Annotated in this window: 13 protein-coding genes; 2 read left to right on the top strand and 11 right to left on the bottom strand. The window is 50.7% G+C overall.

Annotation, left to right across the window (positions count from 1 at the left end):
* Window position 1: 1 nt before the first annotated feature.
* Window positions 2-238: an HD domain-containing protein gene (locus N0M98_RS16275; protein ID WP_259618554.1), complete on the bottom strand. Its 237-nt coding sequence runs from the start codon at window positions 236-238 to the stop codon at window positions 2-4.
* Window positions 239-258: 20 nt separating this feature from the next.
* Window positions 259-1,272, bottom strand: coding sequence for an inositol 2-dehydrogenase (iolG, locus tag N0M98_RS16280; RefSeq protein ID WP_259618555.1), 1,014 nt, complete (start codon window positions 1,270-1,272; stop codon window positions 259-261).
* 174 nt (window positions 1,273-1,446) lie between these two features.
* On the opposite strand from iolG, the gene N0M98_RS16285 reads away from it, so the two are divergent.
* Window positions 1,447-2,334, top strand: a complete 888-nt coding sequence (locus N0M98_RS16285; protein WP_259618556.1) for an AraC family transcriptional regulator — start codon at window positions 1,447-1,449, stop codon at window positions 2,332-2,334.
* Between the two features lie 93 nt (window positions 2,335-2,427).
* Here the strand turns inward: N0M98_RS16285 and N0M98_RS16290 are convergent, their stop codons facing one another.
* The 8 genes from N0M98_RS16290 to N0M98_RS16325 form a co-directional block, all read right to left on the bottom strand.
* Entirely contained in the window at window positions 2,428-3,090 is a 663-nt protein-coding gene (locus N0M98_RS16290; RefSeq protein WP_249865578.1) for a class II aldolase/adducin family protein, read from the bottom strand.
* 29 nt (window positions 3,091-3,119) lie between these two features.
* The gene (locus tag N0M98_RS16295; RefSeq protein ID WP_259618557.1) at window positions 3,120-4,394 is read right to left on the bottom strand and encodes a TRAP transporter large permease; all 1,275 of its coding nucleotides are present in this window, start codon (window positions 4,392-4,394) and stop codon (window positions 3,120-3,122) included.
* Window positions 4,394-4,882, bottom strand: a complete 489-nt coding sequence (locus tag N0M98_RS16300) for a TRAP transporter small permease (protein WP_259618558.1) — start codon at window positions 4,880-4,882, stop codon at window positions 4,394-4,396. The genes N0M98_RS16295 and N0M98_RS16300 overlap by 1 nt, the downstream gene beginning before the upstream one ends.
* Window positions 4,883-4,966: 84 nt before the next feature.
* Complete coding sequence (locus N0M98_RS16305; protein WP_249865581.1) at window positions 4,967-5,995, bottom strand: TRAP transporter substrate-binding protein; 1,029 nt, start codon at window positions 5,993-5,995, stop codon at window positions 4,967-4,969.
* A gap of 51 nt (window positions 5,996-6,046) precedes the next feature.
* A complete protein-coding gene (locus tag N0M98_RS16310) occupies window positions 6,047-7,069 on the bottom strand; it encodes a zinc-dependent alcohol dehydrogenase (RefSeq protein WP_259618559.1) in 1,023 nt (340 codons plus the stop codon).
* A gap of 58 nt (window positions 7,070-7,127) precedes the next feature.
* Window positions 7,128-7,787 carry a GntR family transcriptional regulator gene (locus tag N0M98_RS16315; protein WP_259618560.1) on the bottom strand — a complete coding sequence of 220 codons (660 nt, stop codon included), beginning with the start codon at window positions 7,785-7,787 and terminating at the stop codon, window positions 7,128-7,130.
* A gap of 40 nt (window positions 7,788-7,827) precedes the next feature.
* Window positions 7,828-9,204 carry a four-carbon acid sugar kinase family protein gene (locus tag N0M98_RS16320; protein ID WP_259618561.1) on the bottom strand — a complete coding sequence of 459 codons (1,377 nt, stop codon included), beginning with the start codon at window positions 9,202-9,204 and terminating at the stop codon, window positions 7,828-7,830.
* A 15-nt stretch (window positions 9,205-9,219) separates the two neighbouring features.
* Complete coding sequence (locus N0M98_RS16325) at window positions 9,220-10,482, bottom strand: ribulose-bisphosphate carboxylase large subunit family protein (RefSeq protein WP_259618562.1); 1,263 nt, start codon at window positions 10,480-10,482, stop codon at window positions 9,220-9,222.
* A gap of 294 nt (window positions 10,483-10,776) precedes the next feature.
* On the opposite strand from N0M98_RS16325, the gene N0M98_RS16330 reads away from it, so the two are divergent.
* Window positions 10,777-12,585: a methyl-accepting chemotaxis protein gene (locus N0M98_RS16330; protein ID WP_259618563.1), complete on the top strand. Its 1,809-nt coding sequence runs from the start codon at window positions 10,777-10,779 to the stop codon at window positions 12,583-12,585.
* 462 nt (window positions 12,586-13,047) lie between these two features.
* On the opposite strand, the gene N0M98_RS16335 is transcribed toward N0M98_RS16330, so the two are convergent.
* A complete protein-coding gene (locus N0M98_RS16335; protein ID WP_259618564.1) occupies window positions 13,048-15,627 on the bottom strand; it encodes a tetratricopeptide repeat protein in 2,580 nt (859 codons plus the stop codon).
* Between the last annotated feature and the right edge of the window lie 224 nt (window positions 15,628-15,851).

Here is a 15,851-nt window from a genome sequence, read left to right on the forward strand (position 1 = left end):
ATCAAACCTCCTTGAATCCTTGCCGCTGTTTGATTTTATCTCCGGTCTCCCGGTCTATCGATTCTCGGATCGGATTCAGAAGCGGAATCCGTGTCGCCAACTCCTTGCCGTAGGAGAGATTGAGGGAGAACAGCGCTAACCGCCACGAATGCTCGGCGACGCTTTCCCGTCTTCCTTCCTGCGTCCAGGCCGTTCGCGTCGTATCTTTTAAATGCCCCAGCTCCTTAACAAAATCCAAAATACGATCGTGACCGTTAGTTAGGCGTAACCGGGAAGAGCGATCCTTTGCCCCGTCTCGTAGGACTCTCTTGCGGCAAGGGCGATCTCCAGCGCTATTTTGCCGTCCTGTTCGTTGACGGAAGGGGCCTCGCCTCGGCGCAAGCAATCGATAAAATGGCATATTTCATTCAAATAAGCGTCTTTGAAGCGCTGCGGGAACGCCGGAACAATATCGTGCGTGCTCCCGTTTCGAGTCAGCAGCTGCACGTCATGATGCCGCAGCGAGCCGATCAGCAGGCTGCCTTCGCTGCCGATGACCTCTCCCCGAATATCGTAGCCGTAAAAGGCGTTTCGGCTCGCCTCGATGTCCGCGGCGGCACCCGAATCGAAGCTCAAATAAGCGATCGCTTGATCCGCGTCGCCATAGGCTTCCATGAACGAATGGACCAAAACGTTTCCATGAGCCGATACCGAAGTCGCCTCCGCGCTCAGCAAAAACCTCGCTATATCGTAATCGTGGATCGACATATCCAGGAAGATGCCGCCGCTGTTTTTAATGAAAGCCTCCGGCGGAGAGCCCGGGTCCCGGGAGACGCCCTTGAAGTAGAGCGGAGTGCCGATGTCCCCGGCTTGAATCCGCCGCTTCGCCTCCGCATAAGCGCCGTCGAATCTTCGCATAAACCCTACCTGGCAGCTGACCCGATGCTTTCTAACCGCGGCAATCGCCCGGTCGGCTTCAGCCAGGCTCTGTGTCAGCGGCTTTTCAATAAAAATATGCTTGCCGTGCTGCGCCGCCTTCTCCAGCATTTCCGCATGAACAGGGGTGGGCGTGGCGATAATGACCGCATCGATCGACGGGTCTTCCAGCACCCGATTCGCATCGGTCGCGAATTTTTCAATACCGAGCTCCCTCGCCGTTCTCTCCGCCAAATCGCCGAACGGGTCCGCCACATAGACCAGTTTGGCTCCTTTCACCTTGGACGCCAAATTCTCGGCATGCCAATACCCCAATCTCCCAAGCCCAAGCACTGCGCAGCGAATTTGCTCTTTCATCGTCAGCCACCGCTCCTTCGGTCATTTTAAGAATGGATGTCACACCACAAGAATAGCTCCTTGCGCCGCAAAGCAACATTTCATTTTGGCGTTAAAAATGATACATTTGTTGTCCGGTTTTATGGTACATTCAATGTATGCGCTGCCATTCTAACGGGGAAAGCGGTGATTTCCGTGCAACAATTATTCATGATCTCCAGCATAGTCGGGTCCATTCGCCTGGTCGACCTTCAATACACGATCGGCCGCAAGGGCTATTCGTTCCCTACTCACCGCCACTCCATCTTCGAGTTTATGTACATCATTTCCGGAACGCTGCATAAATGGGTGGGCGAACAGCCCTTATCGCTGAACGCGGGCGACTGCCTGGTGATCAAGCCGGGGCAGTACCATCATACCCCTCCTACCCCGCATGAGGCCGAGTGGTTCGTGTTACACTTCGAAATCGAGGACAAGACGATCCGTGAAATTTTGCAGATGCTGCCTTATCCCGTTATCACGCAAGAAGAGGAAGAAAGCATCCATCTCTTCGTGCGTTCGTTCATCGCCAAGTACGGCTACTTTCTCCACAACCTCACAGGCGAACAAGCGAGCAAACCGGCGGAATCCAAATATACGGCCGTCCAAATGCTGAAGGTGCAATCAGCGATCTTAAGCCTGATCGGGCTGCTGGCAACCTACGCATATACCCGAACGGAAGAACTGGGACTCGCGTCCGCTCAGCCGGCGGTCAAGCCGTCGCAAATTCATCTGGCGCATGAGGCCGCCTACTGGATCGAAAAGCAGGCCGCGCATAACATGAGAATCGGCGAGCTGGCGGCACAACTGCATGTAGACCGCTGCCACCTGGCGACCAGCTTCAAGAAAGTGTACGGCGTATCCCCTCGCTATTATTTGACGCAGGTCAAGATGCGCCGCGCCAAAGAGCTGCTGATCGACACCGACTGGAGCGTGGAGAAGATCGCCGAAGAGCTGCAATTTTCCTCGCCGTCCCATTTCGTCAAATTTTTCCACAAGGCAGCCGGTCAGACCCCGTTCAGGTTCCGTAATCATTCGAGGTAGAGTGCGCGGCGGCGGAAAACAAAAAGACTGGAATCCATCCCGGACGATTGTCCGAGACATGCTCCAGTCATTTGGTGCTTCGCCGAAAGCGAATTACACATTCCAATTTCTTCGCGGCTTGTAGCCCGCGTTTTCGACGAAATCTCGCTCCACTTCACGAGACAGGCCGTTCATTTTTATGTTAGCCGTTTGCGAAGTAACAAGCATTTGGCAGGCCATCTCCAGTGTCTGCAATGCCATCCGTGCCTCGCGGATGCTCACGTCATAGACCAGCACGCCGTGATTTTCCAACAGCAGAATGTTGGCCTCCTTCGCTTTCGCCGCTACCGCATCGCCCAATGAGGTACTGCCGGGATGACAATATGGCACCCGCGCCACACGCTCCAGATAATACATCGTCTCGACAAACCAATTGGATGGAATGTCCACCGAGGAGCAGGCAACAAGCGTACTGTAAAAAGGAGATGCGTGCAGCACCGCTCCGATTTCCGGACGATTGTCGTAAATGGCCCGGTGCATCGGGGTTTCCTTGGACGGTTTCTTGCCGTCGCTCTCCAGTACTTCACCGGAGAGCGAGCATTCCACAAGATCGGAAGCCTCCAGTTCGCCCAGGAATGTGCCGCTTGCCGTAATGACATAGCGGTCATCCGTTGTACGGGCACTGATGTTGCCCGCATTCCCCCATGCAAGACCGTATTCCATCATATATTTTCCGGTTTTTCTTAATTCCTGTTTAACGGATTCCAGATCCGGCATTTGCACTCACCTTCGCCCTTCATTCAAAGCTATTTTAACAAATGAACAAGACCTATCGACAACTGCGGTATAAACGTCAACAGCAGCAGCGTGACAAGCAGCACCACATAATACGGAAGCATTCCCCTGGATATTTGGTCAAGCCTGATCTTAGCCAGCTGCGCAGATATGAACAAGTTGACCCCCAGCGGCGGTGTACACATCCCAAGCGCAAGGTTCACGATCATCACAATACCGAAATGGATCGGATCGATACCCAAGTTAATCGCAACCGGCAGCAGCAGCGGTGCCAAAATAATAATCGACGCATTCGTTTCCATGAACATCCCTACGATCAGCAGGAAGACGTTCACAAGCAGCAGGAACACCATCGGGTTATCGGAGATGCTCATAAAGAATTGAGCGACCATCTGCGGCACATTCTCCCGCGTAATGATCCAGCCGAACAAGCCGGCGCTGGCGATAATAAACATAATGGTCGCCGTCGTAACGGTAGATTGGGTCAAAATGGTAAAAATTTGTTTCAGCTTGATCTCTTTATAAATGAGAACACCGACAATAAACGCATATCCTACGGCAACTCCCGCCGCTTCTGTCGGTGTAAAAATTCCGCCGTAAATACCGCCAAGAATGATGACCGGCATCAGCAATGCCAGGAAAGATTCTTTAAACGCAACCAGCACTTCACGGAACGATTTCCGCGGACTGCGCTTATAGCCGCGTTTTTTGGCAATGATCAGTACGGTAACAATTAATGAAAGACCGATCAGAATACCCGGTATGAAGCCGGCCATAAACAAGTCGCCAATCGATACGGAAGCGGATACACCAAATAAAATCATAGGAATACTTGGTGGAATGATGATGCCGAGCTCGCCGGATACCGCCTGCGTCGCGCCGGCAAAATTAGCATGGTAACCGCGCTGGATCATAGCGGGAATCAGCATGCTTCCCAACGCTGCCGTCGTCGCCGCGCTCGAACCGGAAATCGCAGAGAAGAACATAGCCGTTACGATCGTTACGATCGCAAGACCGCCCGGCAGGTGTCCGGTTAATGCGTTGGCAAGCGCAATCAGCCGTCTGGAAATACCGCCGAACTCCATTAACGTACCTGCCAAAATAAAAAATGGAATAGCCATCAACGGGAACGAGTCAATAGAGGTAAACGAACGCTGAACCAATACGATAAGCGGCGTGCCGCCGTCCCACCACAAGGCGACCGCGGAGGCCAGACCCATAGATACGGCAATCGGTACGCTGATAATGAAGAGGAGCAGCATCGTAATCATTAATATAACAGCCATTAGTGAGCGTCCTCCTTCTTAGGAATAAACTGATCCAGGAGCGCCGCAATGGTGTTAATGGTGAGGAGCACAGCCCCGATCGGTATGGCCGCGTAAGGAAAAGCCATCGAAATTCCCAGCGATGCGGAAGACTGCATTTTTACCCGGCTTAGCATATCGATCCCCTGTTTGAACAGTATTACGAAAAACACAATTGAAACGATAAAAACAAGGCAAAGAAGAACTTTGCGCTTCATGCCGGTCAAAAGCTCCGGAAGAAGCTCAATGGAAATCAATTTATTGTGACGCATAGCGAGACTTGCACCCAAAAAAACGATGTACACCATCAAATAACGCGATAGCTCTTCAGACCAGGTGAGTGGAAAGTGGATGAAAAAACGGCAGATAACCTGTGCGATGATCAAAAGCGACATAACCCCGAGCATAATAGCAAGAATTATGCCGACGACCTTGTTCAAGCCATCGATAATTTTGACTACTTGTTGCATGATGCATCCCCTTTGTTTCCAAGTTCGAAAAAGAAAGAGGTTCCCGATCCGCTCGCGCGGATCGGTTATCCTCGGCGCCTTTTATTACTTCGTGTTCATGATGCCGTCATACAGCTCTTGATCCGCGGGAGATTTTTTCGCAAATTCAGCGTGAACGGTTTTCGCTTTTTCAATGAACGGCTTTGTATCAATATCGACAACTTCCATGCCTGCGTCAGTTACTTTCTTCAGAAGCTCTTTTTCTTGATCAAATACAAGCTTGTTTTCGAAATCTGTAGCTTCCTTGGCCGCTTCTTCAACTGCTTTTTGCTGATCCGGCGTAAGCTTCTTATACGTAATGTCGCTCATGGTAAGCATAACGTAACCGTAAACGTGGTTCGTGTTGATCAAATATTTTTGAACCTCTTGCAGCTTGGAGCTTGTCATCAAAGCAAGCGGGTTTTCTTGCGCATCGATTACGCCGGTTTGCAAGGAAGAGTACACTTCACTAAATGCCATAGGCGTCGGTGTAGCGCCCATTGCTTTCCAAGCGGCGATCGAAGCCGGAATTTCCGGAACGCGGATTTTCAGACCGTTCAAGTCGGCAGGCGTCGTTATCTTCTTGTTCGCTGTCAGCTCGCGAGGCGTGCGCTCCCAGAACTGCAAACCGCGGATTTGCGCGTTTTTCAACAAATCTTCCTTCAGCTTCTCGCCTACAGGTCCGTAAAGCACTTTGTCCATATGCTCTTTGTCGCGGAACAAATAAGGAAGCTCCAAGATCGAGAACGGCTCGTAGAAATTGGACAACACGCCCGCAACGAGTGCGAAGTCGATAGAGCCCAATTGCATGCCCTCGATCAGGTCACGGTCATTGCCAAGCGTAGAGCTCGGGTACAGATCGATTTGTACGCTGCCGTTCGTTTTTTGCTTGACGAGTTCGGCAAATTTCTTGGCGCCCGTATTCCACGGATCGTCTTCCCCCGCAATGTGACCCAGCTTCAATTTCACCGGCTTGGCGCTTGCTCCGCCGGCAGCGCTATCCGCGCCTTGAGTGCCTCCTTTTTGTCCGCAAGCGGCAAGGCTTGCGCCGAGAACTACAGTCAATGCTAATACGCCGATTTTTTTCAACATCATGATGAGTTATACCCCCAAAAGTTTGTTTAATTATAAATGTAGAAATACGAATTAAAAGTGTACAAGGACCTTTAACGAGGAATCCTCTTTCTTATCAACCATCTGGAAGCCCTTGGCCGCTTCATTGTAATGAAGCTTATGCGTAATAATCACATCTTCCTTCACATGGCCTGCAGCGATCAGATCGATGGCCGAAATCGTATCCTCGCGAGTATACGTCATGCAGCCTACAATTTCTTTCTCGCCCTGCTGAAGATTAACGATATCGAACGTTTGCGTGCCGTGGAACATGGCGATCGTTACGCAGCGTCCGCCTTTGCGAAGCAGCGAAATCGCATTGTCGACGATACCCGGAACGCCGGCAGCGACCAATACCTTATCAAATTCCCCTCCGATAAGCTCCTTCGCTTCCGTCGTCCAATCCTGCTTGTTCATAATGTTCAGCGTATGTGTGGCGCCCATGCCAACCGCACCTTCCAGCGCATAATCGATCACGTCGGTCACGAGAGTCGTTGTTGCGCCCGCCGCTTTCGCAGCGGCCATAGCCAGCAAACCGATCGGACCCGCGCCAAGAATCGCTACCCGGTCGCCAAGCTGAATATCCGCTTTACGAACCGCATGTACGCCAACCGCAAACGGCTCTACCAATACGCCCTGATCGTAGCTCATAGATTCCGGCAGCTTGAAGACCGTCTGCTCCGGAGCTGCGAAATATTCCGCCATGGTGCCGTACCATCCGTTGAGACCCGGCGCGCCGCGGCGTGAACAGTAGTTCAAGTTGCCGGTCAAACAGCTTTCGCAAACTCCGCAGCCTGTCTGAGGCTCAACCGTTACCCGGTCGCCAATCTGGAATTTAGTTACAGCGTCACCCACCTTAACGACTTCACCGGCAATTTCATGACCGATGATAACCGGCGGCTTCCGGAATAAATGCAAGCCTTTGTAGGTATGGATATCGGAACCGCAAATTCCTGTGACTTTCACTTGAATCAATACTTCATTCGCAGCGATTTCAGGCACTTCTACATCTTTTACGACAACCTTGTAGGCATCGTCGACAAATACAGCTTTCATCTGGTTTCCCTCCACTGAATATAAAGTGCTTCTCTCTGTTGTTGTCCTTCTTCCGGATCTACAAAAATAGCTTTTGTTTGGACTGCTGCAGGTGATCTCTCATTTTATCAACACTGCGAAGATCCCCGTTTTTCAATAATTCGTAAATCTCTACATGCTCCTGCCAAAACTGCCTCATCCGATGAGGATCTCTCTTTAAGTGCCGCAATGTAATGCGCAGCAAGTGGTCTTGATAATTGAGCAGCACGCGGTAAATTTCCTGATTGCCGGAAAACTCGCACAGCAGCCGGTGAAACTCGTGATCCAGCTGGGCAAAGCCTTTGCCGTCCAGCTCATTGACCTTCTCTTCCGTTTTGCGAAGGTTCTCCTCCACCAGTCTGCACTGCTCTTCTGTCAGTTTGTCGGTAATTTCCGCGCAGATATACGTCTCCAGAGCAATGCGGAGATTATAAATATCCATGATCCGATTTACTGTCAGATCGTTGATGATAACCCCCTGCTTGGAAAAGACGGTAACAAATCCCTCGGTTTCCAATCGCACGAGCGCCGACTTGATCGGCGTTTTGCTCATCTCCAGCAGCTCGATCAGCTCACGCTCGGACAGAAAGCGCCCCGGAGCGAAACGCTCGTCCAGAATATGCTCTTTAATAACCTGATAAGCCACGTCCTTCAGAAGAGGACTGGATGCAGGCTTGTCGTTTGTATGTTCCTTGTCCATCCTCATACCGCCTTCTTGTATTTCGAAAGGGCATCCATCCTTACAGGCTGGAAGCCTTTCTTACATTTTCGAAAAAGTCCGGTCCGCCAAGCTGCCCGCCTTTCAACGCCAGTTCGACGCCCTCCATCTCCGCTTCCGCAGAATAGGCTTTGCAGAGCGGAGCGCCCGGAGAAATCGGGAGCAGCATCTCCAAACCGTAAATCCCCATCTCGCGTGTAACGAATCCCGAGGTATCGCCGCCTGCTACAATGACGCGACGGATGCCGGTAGCCTCCATCACTTCCCGTGTCCAACGGCCCAGCTGTCTGCCGATAAATTCGCCCGACTGAAGCTCAGGCATTCCGAGTTGCGCGAACCGTTCGCGCGTAGCAGCAATCGCTTCGTCCTCCGGACCCATCGCCGTGTACAGAATGACGCTTTCTCCCTGCTTGACGAGGCGGATTGCCTCATCCAGAAGCTCTCGCGGCGCCGACTCGGCGTTCATGATTTGATCTACCGAAACCCGGATCGCATGAAAGCCGGCTTTCATGGCATTCTCAATCTGCTGCTGAGTAACCATCGAAGCGCTGCCCGATACGGCAAATACTTGCTTAGCCGGTTTTACTTGCGCCTTATGCTGCGCGTTGTCACCCGTACCCATGCCTGCCGCATTCCAATGAGCGGTCAGTGCATAGCCGACGCCGGACGAACCGACCACAAAATGAGTATGCCCGCTCTCCGCAGCGGACTCCCAGATGAGCCGGCCGCTTACACGCATGCGCTCCTCATCCAGCACATCGAACAGCAACACGCCCGGCTTGTTCGCTTTGCCGTTGTACCTCTCTTTAACCGCTTCGATGTCGCCTTCCAGCTCCAAAATGTTCATAAGCTCGATCGGCTCATCGGTCTGCTTGGCCAGATGAAGGCGAAGATCCGCTTCCTTCATAGGTGTAATCGGATGCTTGGACATGACCGGATGGCGGTCCAGCCGGTACACGGTATCATGCATTCTGGCAAAATGCTGGCCGAACAAAGTAAAGCGGCCAAGCGGCGGGGCGCCCACAAGCAGCGGAATGACAGCCTGATCCTTGAAATAGCTTCTGGCTAATTCAATCGCTTTGCCGATACTGCCTACTTCCGGAGCCGAATCGAATGTAGAGCAGGTTTTATAATGCACTATCGGCGCTTGAATATCTGCAAACTGCCGATACACCGGCTGCAGCTCCGCTTCCATATCCGTTGGATTTTTCGCCCGGCTCGTTCCGGCAACGCCGATGCAGCGGATGCCGTCAAACCGTTCAACCATCTCCGCCGTCGGAGGCTCCAGAAAGAGCACGGTCCGGTAACCGCTTATTGCAAGCGCCTCCATTGCATCCGTAGATCCGGTAAAGTCATCGCCGTAAAATGCGAGCAGCAGTCCGTTGTCTTTCGTCATCATGTTTCCTCCAGCTTGTTATTTAGAAAAAGTACGTATCGCCTGCCACAGCTCTTCGTGCCGCTCCGCATAGTCTGCGAGCGGAATGCCTTGTACCGCCGCTTCCCACCCTTGGCGTACGCTGCGAACTCCGGCCGCAATGCCGCCCGGATGAGCAAGAACCCCGCCGCCGGCGACCATAATGACATCCGTCGTTTGCACAGCTTCGTACGTAGGAACGGCCGTTCCGGCCCATTGCGCGGAAGATAGCACCGGCATGACCGGATATCCACCCAAAAACGGCTTCATGCAATCTTGAATCGCACGTGCAACCGTTGCATTATCCTCAGAAAACTTATTGTTAAGTCCGTTGGTATGCAGATGATCGACCCCGGCCAGTCTGCAAAGCTTTTGGAATACCGTAAAGCTCATTCCCAGCAGCGGACTTCTGGACATCGCTCCCCACTGGGTACGATGACCGTGTATCGGAAGCTCGGAAAAGCTGCGTAAGTAGGCTGTTCCGGCAAAGCCTAAGCTGTTGACACAGGCCATTACACAGGTTCCACCGGCTTTCACGACAAGATCGTGGTTCCGGCGAAGCTCATCGATGTCGCCTGTAATGTTAAAAGCGTACATGACCTTCTTCCCTGTCCGATCCGCCACACGGTTAATTTCATCCATGACAACCCTTACACGCTGCTCCAGCAGTGCAAATGCAGGATTAGCGCACAGCTCGTCGTCCTTAATGAAATCGATTCCGGCTTCCGCCAGTTGTCTGACCAATGGTCCATAATCCTCCGTATGCAATCCAATGCTCGGCTTAATAATGGTGCCGATCAACGGACGATCGTGCACGCCGCTCAGTGTCCTCGTACCTTCGATACCGAATTGCGGACCCGGATATTTGTTAGCGAATGCATCCGGCAGCTCCAGGTCGATTAACCGCAAACCGGAGAACTCGCCCAATTCATACAAATTTCCGGCAACCGTCGACATCAAATTCGGCAGCGAGGGACCCACATTATCAAGCGGAAAGGACAGGACGACAATCGCTCGCCGATAGCCCGCGCCTGCGCCGCTCTGTTTGGGAACCTTTGCTCCAGGCAAGGACGGATGGTCGACCGATTCAAGCTCGGTAATGCTTACAACGCGAGCGCCGTGCATCTCCTGCAGCTCCGGCGTTTCACCGGGTACGGATATGAACGTTCCCGTCGATTGCTCGCCAGCCATAACCTCGGCGGCGTGTTCCAGAGGATAAGCCGTTTCAATGTAGTAAGAGGCCAAAATCCGATTTTGCTCCAAGATCGAATCCCCCCTGTCTCTGAAAAAACTATTGATGAATTTAGCGTTCAAAACTATGCAACAGAATCTCGGATCTATCTTAGATCTATGTTAGATCTATCTACGTCCTCTATCATATTTAATCGCGCTTTCAGTGTCAATGTTTTTTTAATAATTTAATTATTACCAGTTTGCCCCAATTCCGCCTGAATAAATTTCAATTGTTTTCTTCGAGCCTCCTGCTATATAATGGCCTTTGTGAAATTTTACATATTTGGATTACTACATGAAGAAGACAGGAGACGGAGGCGCAGTATGAAGTGGTTTCATAATTTAAACATTGCTGTGAAGTTTGTTGGATGCTTTGCTGCCATTCTCATTATCTTGATGATCGGCAACGGAATGGGGCTGCTGAATGCAGGCAACATGAATAACAATCTGGTCAATTTGTATGAAAATGATTTAAAAACCATCAAGCAGTTAGGCGAAATATCAAGCTCTTTCCATCTCGTCAACGCTTCCGTAAGCAGCTATGTGCTTTTGAACAGCAGCGACACGAGAGCGAACGCGAAAGAAACGATCGCCGCACAGCAGCAAATCATCAAAGACCGTATGGCATCCATTGCCGGTTCGCCGATAACCGAGCAGGAGCAGAAGGAGCTGGAGCTGGTTAAACTTCTCTGGAGCACCTATCCTCCATCCATCGAGAAGGTGCTGCAGCTTGCGGACCAAAATCAAACGGAATTTGCCAAGTCGGTGCTTGAGAAGGAATTGTTGACCAAGCAGGATGGTATCGATCGAACGATTCAAGGCTTTATCGAATTGAACCAGCAAAAGGCCGACACCCGATACTCGGCTTCTCTCGGCCAATATCAATCGATCAAATGGTCCACCATTATAATTCTGGCGGTGTCGCTGCTGCTGTCCGCTATCGTCGGCACCATCATGACCTTCTCCATGCTGAAGCCGATCAACCGGCTGTTAGCTGCATTCCGAAGCATGGAATCCGGGGACCTCTCGAAAAAGGCCGAAATCAACCGCCGGGACGAATTGGGGCAGCTTGCCGCCGGTTTTGAGAACATGAGGCAAAGCGTCGCCTCCATCGTGTCGCAAACGAAGCAGTCCGTGGGCGTATTATCTGCCGTTGCCCGCGATATTCGCCAAGATGCGCTAACGACGGGCGAAGCTTCGCAGAACATTTACGGCGGACTGAAGGAAGCTGCCGTTATGTCGGACGAGCAGGCCGCTCGCGTGTCCGACGACGCCGTCGTCATCAAGGAAATGTCCCTTGGTTTAAAACAGGTAGCAGCCGCTATCGACAACGTCAGCAGCTTGTCAAGCGATATGGAGAAAGCGTCGGATCAGGGCCAGAAGATCGTTGCGACCGCGCTTGAAACCATGCAGACGATACAGCGCAAATCTGAGCAAACCAATGCCGTTGTCCAAACTTTAAGCCAGCATTCGCAAGAAATTGAAAGTGTCATGATCACCATCAAACAGATTGCCGAGGAGACCAATTTACTTGCGCTCAATGCCTCCATCGAAGCCGCGCGCGCCGGAGAAGCCGGCAAAGGCTTTGCCGTGGTAGCCAGCGAAGTACGCCAGCTTTCCGAAAACAGCAAAAACGCTGCCGGACACGTTGGGTCCGTCATAAAGCGTATTCTCGAGAGTACGCAGGAGCTTGCCCGTTCCAGCCAAGCCTCAACGGCCGAAATGAATGAGGGATATACGAAAGTAAGCGAGGTATCCGCCGCTTTCCGGCAAATTTTTGAATGGATACGAGCTATGAACGACAGAGTACAAGATATTACGGCAACCATCGAAGAAATGGCTGCCGGAAGCGAGCAAATTGACCAATCGATCAAACGGATTGAAACGTATACCGTCAATTTTTCCAGTATCAATCAAGAATATGCAGAAAAATCCGGACAGCAGGCTCATCTCATGGATAAAGTCAACGATTCGGCCGAAGAACTGCTGAACATGTCCGGTGAGCTCCTTGCGCTCGTGAACCGGTTCGTCACCTCGGACAGCGAATTCCAGGAACATTCGGCCAACCACGACGTAGCCCAAGCTGCGGATGATAACCAGCTTGACCGACATGCAATTTCATCCGAAATATAAAAGGCTGGAGCGCGAACGGGAATCCCCCGATTGCGCTCCAGCCTTCCTGTTTCCCTCCTGCTTTCATCCATGTCACATATACGTCATTTCATATGACATACGTCGATGCAATTCCAACTCATAGGCCCCTCGGCCTTTGATTGTTGATTTTAAGCCGCGCCCCCCGTGCGGGATGCGACACCGATTGCCATCAATCAGCCGTTACTTAAACAGACAGGAAATGAACCCTCCGCACAAAAAAAATTACCAATAAATCCCATGTGCATTTCAATTTCCTTGTTCTTAAATTTATAACATTCGATGTTATTATATTATTCATAGTTTTAGACAACTCTCATACTTCAAACCAACCGTGCTTGATAATCCAACGTTTCAGGATTCGGTGCGAGGGTGCTCATCCCTATACAGAAATGATAGCTGCTCTCCTCATCTCACGATTAATTTAACATTCCGCTTTGCTTACTACTCGGAATCCGGCGAGATGCTGTTCCCCGTAACTAATTGCTGCAATGCCGCAGCCACCTCCGGATGTTTCGACTCCCATTGCTTTCCTTTCTCTACCAACTGCTTGCCCAGTTCGGTTTCACCCCAGCCTTCCCCTTTACGCTCTGCATAACGAGTAAGTGCATAGATCAGAAGTTCCGGGCTAAAGCTAGCCACCACCATAAGTTCTTCGTTGTACGAGTCTAGGTTCTTCTCAAACATTGCGCTGATGAAATCGTCTATTGCTTCTTCGTATCTGGTCATAGAAGCGTAAAGTCTAGCACGGTTGGCAAACAAGATATTCTTTTGACTGGCTTTAAGTCTCATGGATTGATTATAATCTTCCAACGCTTTTTTATAGTAGTCGTCTTTCATCTTGGAATCCTCGGATATATCCCCATTAACATGCAAGGCGATTGCACGCCGATTGTAATCATTATAGTTGATTTCTTTAGATCCATTCGCAATAATATACTCGGTAATATCCAGAAACTTTTGTGCTATTTGTACCTGTTCCTTCCCAACTGCCTCGTAACAATAGTTAAGGTATGACCTTACCAGCAATCTGCGATAATAAATATACGGCTTCTCGCTATGATCAAGAACCTTTTCGTAATATTCCGCAGATTTCTTATAATTCCCCTTTTTAAACCAAGTATCACCCAAAAGAAAATAATTCTCATCGTCGATTTCGACGGTTCTTCCCGCTTGCGCCAACCGTTCCTCGAACGATTTTACTTTTCCTTCCGCAATCTTCTCTTTCTCGGTTTCCTTGATGTAATCAACATATTCCTTGACGACTTTCCGTGCCGTTCTTTCGGTAATCGGCTCCGGTATCAAATTCACCATACCGTCTTCGGAGATAATAACGATGACGCAGGGCGTCGGCTCCAGCTTCAGCTTCTCCAGATAACGATGCGCTGAATTGAATCTGGCTCCGCGGCTGGCGTCTCCGATATGTTCTTGAGCCAGCCCGTCGAGAATGACGCCGATAGCATGGCAGGAAGCATCGGTATCGCAATACAACGCGCCGTCGATCGCCGTCAAATGCTTAATGAACGCAGGATTCAGCTGCGTCTTAATAATTGGCGTAGATTGCTTCTTCAATCGCCGTACTTCCGCCTCGGCCGTATCCGGTTTGGCGATGACAACCATCGTGCCGCTTTGCTGCCGGGTCGCCTCTTTTATTAATTTGCATAGCTTGTCCAAATTTTTCTCTTGAATCGTCGTATCGTCGGCAAACACGGCTGAAGCGATCCGCTTGAATAAATCCGGATCGAACCGATCGCGCCCTATTTCCGGGTTTTTAAAAGATACCCCTAGCAGTTTCGTTGAAACGATGCGAAGGTTGGTCGTCATTTTGAACAGCTTCTTATCTTCGTCCGCCTCAACTCGTTTATCTGTAGCTGCCTCTTTTTGCAGCGTGATCAGCATCAGATCATAACGGGACAAGCCTTTGAATTCCAGCTTAAACACACTATCGGTTCCCAGCAAGCTCCAATCGACTTCTCCGATCCCATAGATGGTTTGCTCATCGGCAATAAGGAACAAATCGCGTTCGTTATTGGTCATCTCCAGCAATTTGCGTATCCGATGACCGTCCTCCAGGGCAATTCCTTGTTCCCCGTCGAATTGAATCGCGTAATTCACCAGCCCGGTCCGCGTGCTTAACAGCTCGCTGCTCATGAGCAGCATGCAGCCAAACGGACTTTCTCCCTCATAGGTTCTGGTAGCGATGCCTTCGATTTTCTCCATCAGCATATTCACGTAGTATTGTTGGTTCGGTTCTTGATACCCGCCAAGCGAATATTCGCTGTCAGCTTCATTCCCTTCCGTAATATACTGCTGAATCTTGCCTAGAAATACCCGTGCCATGCGCTGCAAGAAACCGACTTCATTCTCCTTGTACTTGGACTCCAACTCTTCTCCAAGTCTGCCGTCCGCATCCTCCTTGTAGTAATCGGCGAAATAATAATCAAGCACCATCCGGAGAAAGGAGAACTGCGGCATCTCATAAAACATATCGTAAACTTGCGGTCCGGCGTAATCTATCGACAAAATATAGACCAAATCAAACGGCTTCCCTTGCAGAGTCAAATTTAACTGGTTAGGATATAGGATGCTTTTTATCGAGCCTTGTATAGAAGCCGGAACAGCAACCGGTTGAGTCTTGCCTATAAAATCCTCCAATGCTGAGTCCTCTGTCGAGTCCACCGCTGGGTACTCTGCCGCAGCATCAGCCGCCGGCTTCCTGTTGCGCGATTTTTCCGTAATGCTCCGGTTCAGCTGCTCTACGGAATCGTCCCACGGCAGGTCAGCTAGGCCGAGCTTGGTCAATACTTCGTCAGGCCCGGTCAGGTTTTCAAGCATGACCCGCGTTTCTTCATCACGCGATCCGGTCAAGACCCGTTTAATTCTAGCAGCCGCCCGCGAGCTGCTTTCTTCCTGACATGTAATGGCGTACAGTTTAAGCTCTAACCGATCATCCAGCTTCCGCACGATTTCTTCAAGTTGATGATATACCGCTTTATGAATATCCTCAATAAGCTCCAACGACATAAGCTCTATCCCTCTCCCAGCTCCTACATAATGTTTCTATAATACCATAGAACTGGAAGAATATGACCATATTTTAGCGGTAAAAAAGCTACAAAGAACATGGTGATGAGGACGCGTCAAACCTAGCGCCAGTCTTTTCACTGACTTCGACCTTGGGATAACAAACGTCACATCAAACTGAGAATTGCCTGCCTTGTTCACCGCGGCGGATGAAAAAAGACCGG

The sequence above is a fragment of the Paenibacillus doosanensis genome (genome assembly GCF_025060755.1).
Taxonomy (GTDB): Bacteria; Bacillota; Bacilli; order Paenibacillales; family NBRC-103111; genus Paenibacillus_S; species Paenibacillus_S doosanensis.

Coding starts and splice junctions, on each gene's coding strand:
- N0M98_RS16315 (WP_259618560.1), bottom strand. CDS start 7,787: ATGGACAAGGAACATACAAACGACAAGCCTGCATCCAGTCCTCTTCTG.
- N0M98_RS16300 (WP_259618558.1), bottom strand. CDS start 4,882: ATGCAACAAGTAGTCAAAATTATCGATGGCTTGAACAAGGTCGTCGGC.
- N0M98_RS16335 (WP_259618564.1), bottom strand. CDS start 15,627: ATGTCGTTGGAGCTTATTGAGGATATTCATAAAGCGGTATATCATCAA.
- N0M98_RS16305 (WP_249865581.1), bottom strand. CDS start 5,995: ATGATGTTGAAAAAAATCGGCGTATTAGCATTGACTGTAGTTCTCGGC.
- N0M98_RS16295 (WP_259618557.1), bottom strand. CDS start 4,394: ATGGCTGTTATATTAATGATTACGATGCTGCTCCTCTTCATTATCAGC.
- N0M98_RS16310 (WP_259618559.1), bottom strand. CDS start 7,069: ATGAAAGCTGTATTTGTCGACGATGCCTACAAGGTTGTCGTAAAAGAT.
- N0M98_RS16320 (WP_259618561.1), bottom strand. CDS start 9,204: ATGATGACGAAAGACAACGGACTGCTGCTCGCATTTTACGGCGATGAC.
- N0M98_RS16290 (WP_249865578.1), bottom strand. CDS start 3,090: ATGCCGGATCTGGAATCCGTTAAACAGGAATTAAGAAAAACCGGAAAA.
- N0M98_RS16330 (WP_259618563.1), top strand. CDS start 10,777: ATGAAGTGGTTTCATAATTTAAACATTGCTGTGAAGTTTGTTGGATGC.
- iolG (WP_259618555.1), bottom strand. CDS start 1,272: ATGAAAGAGCAAATTCGCTGCGCAGTGCTTGGGCTTGGGAGATTGGGG.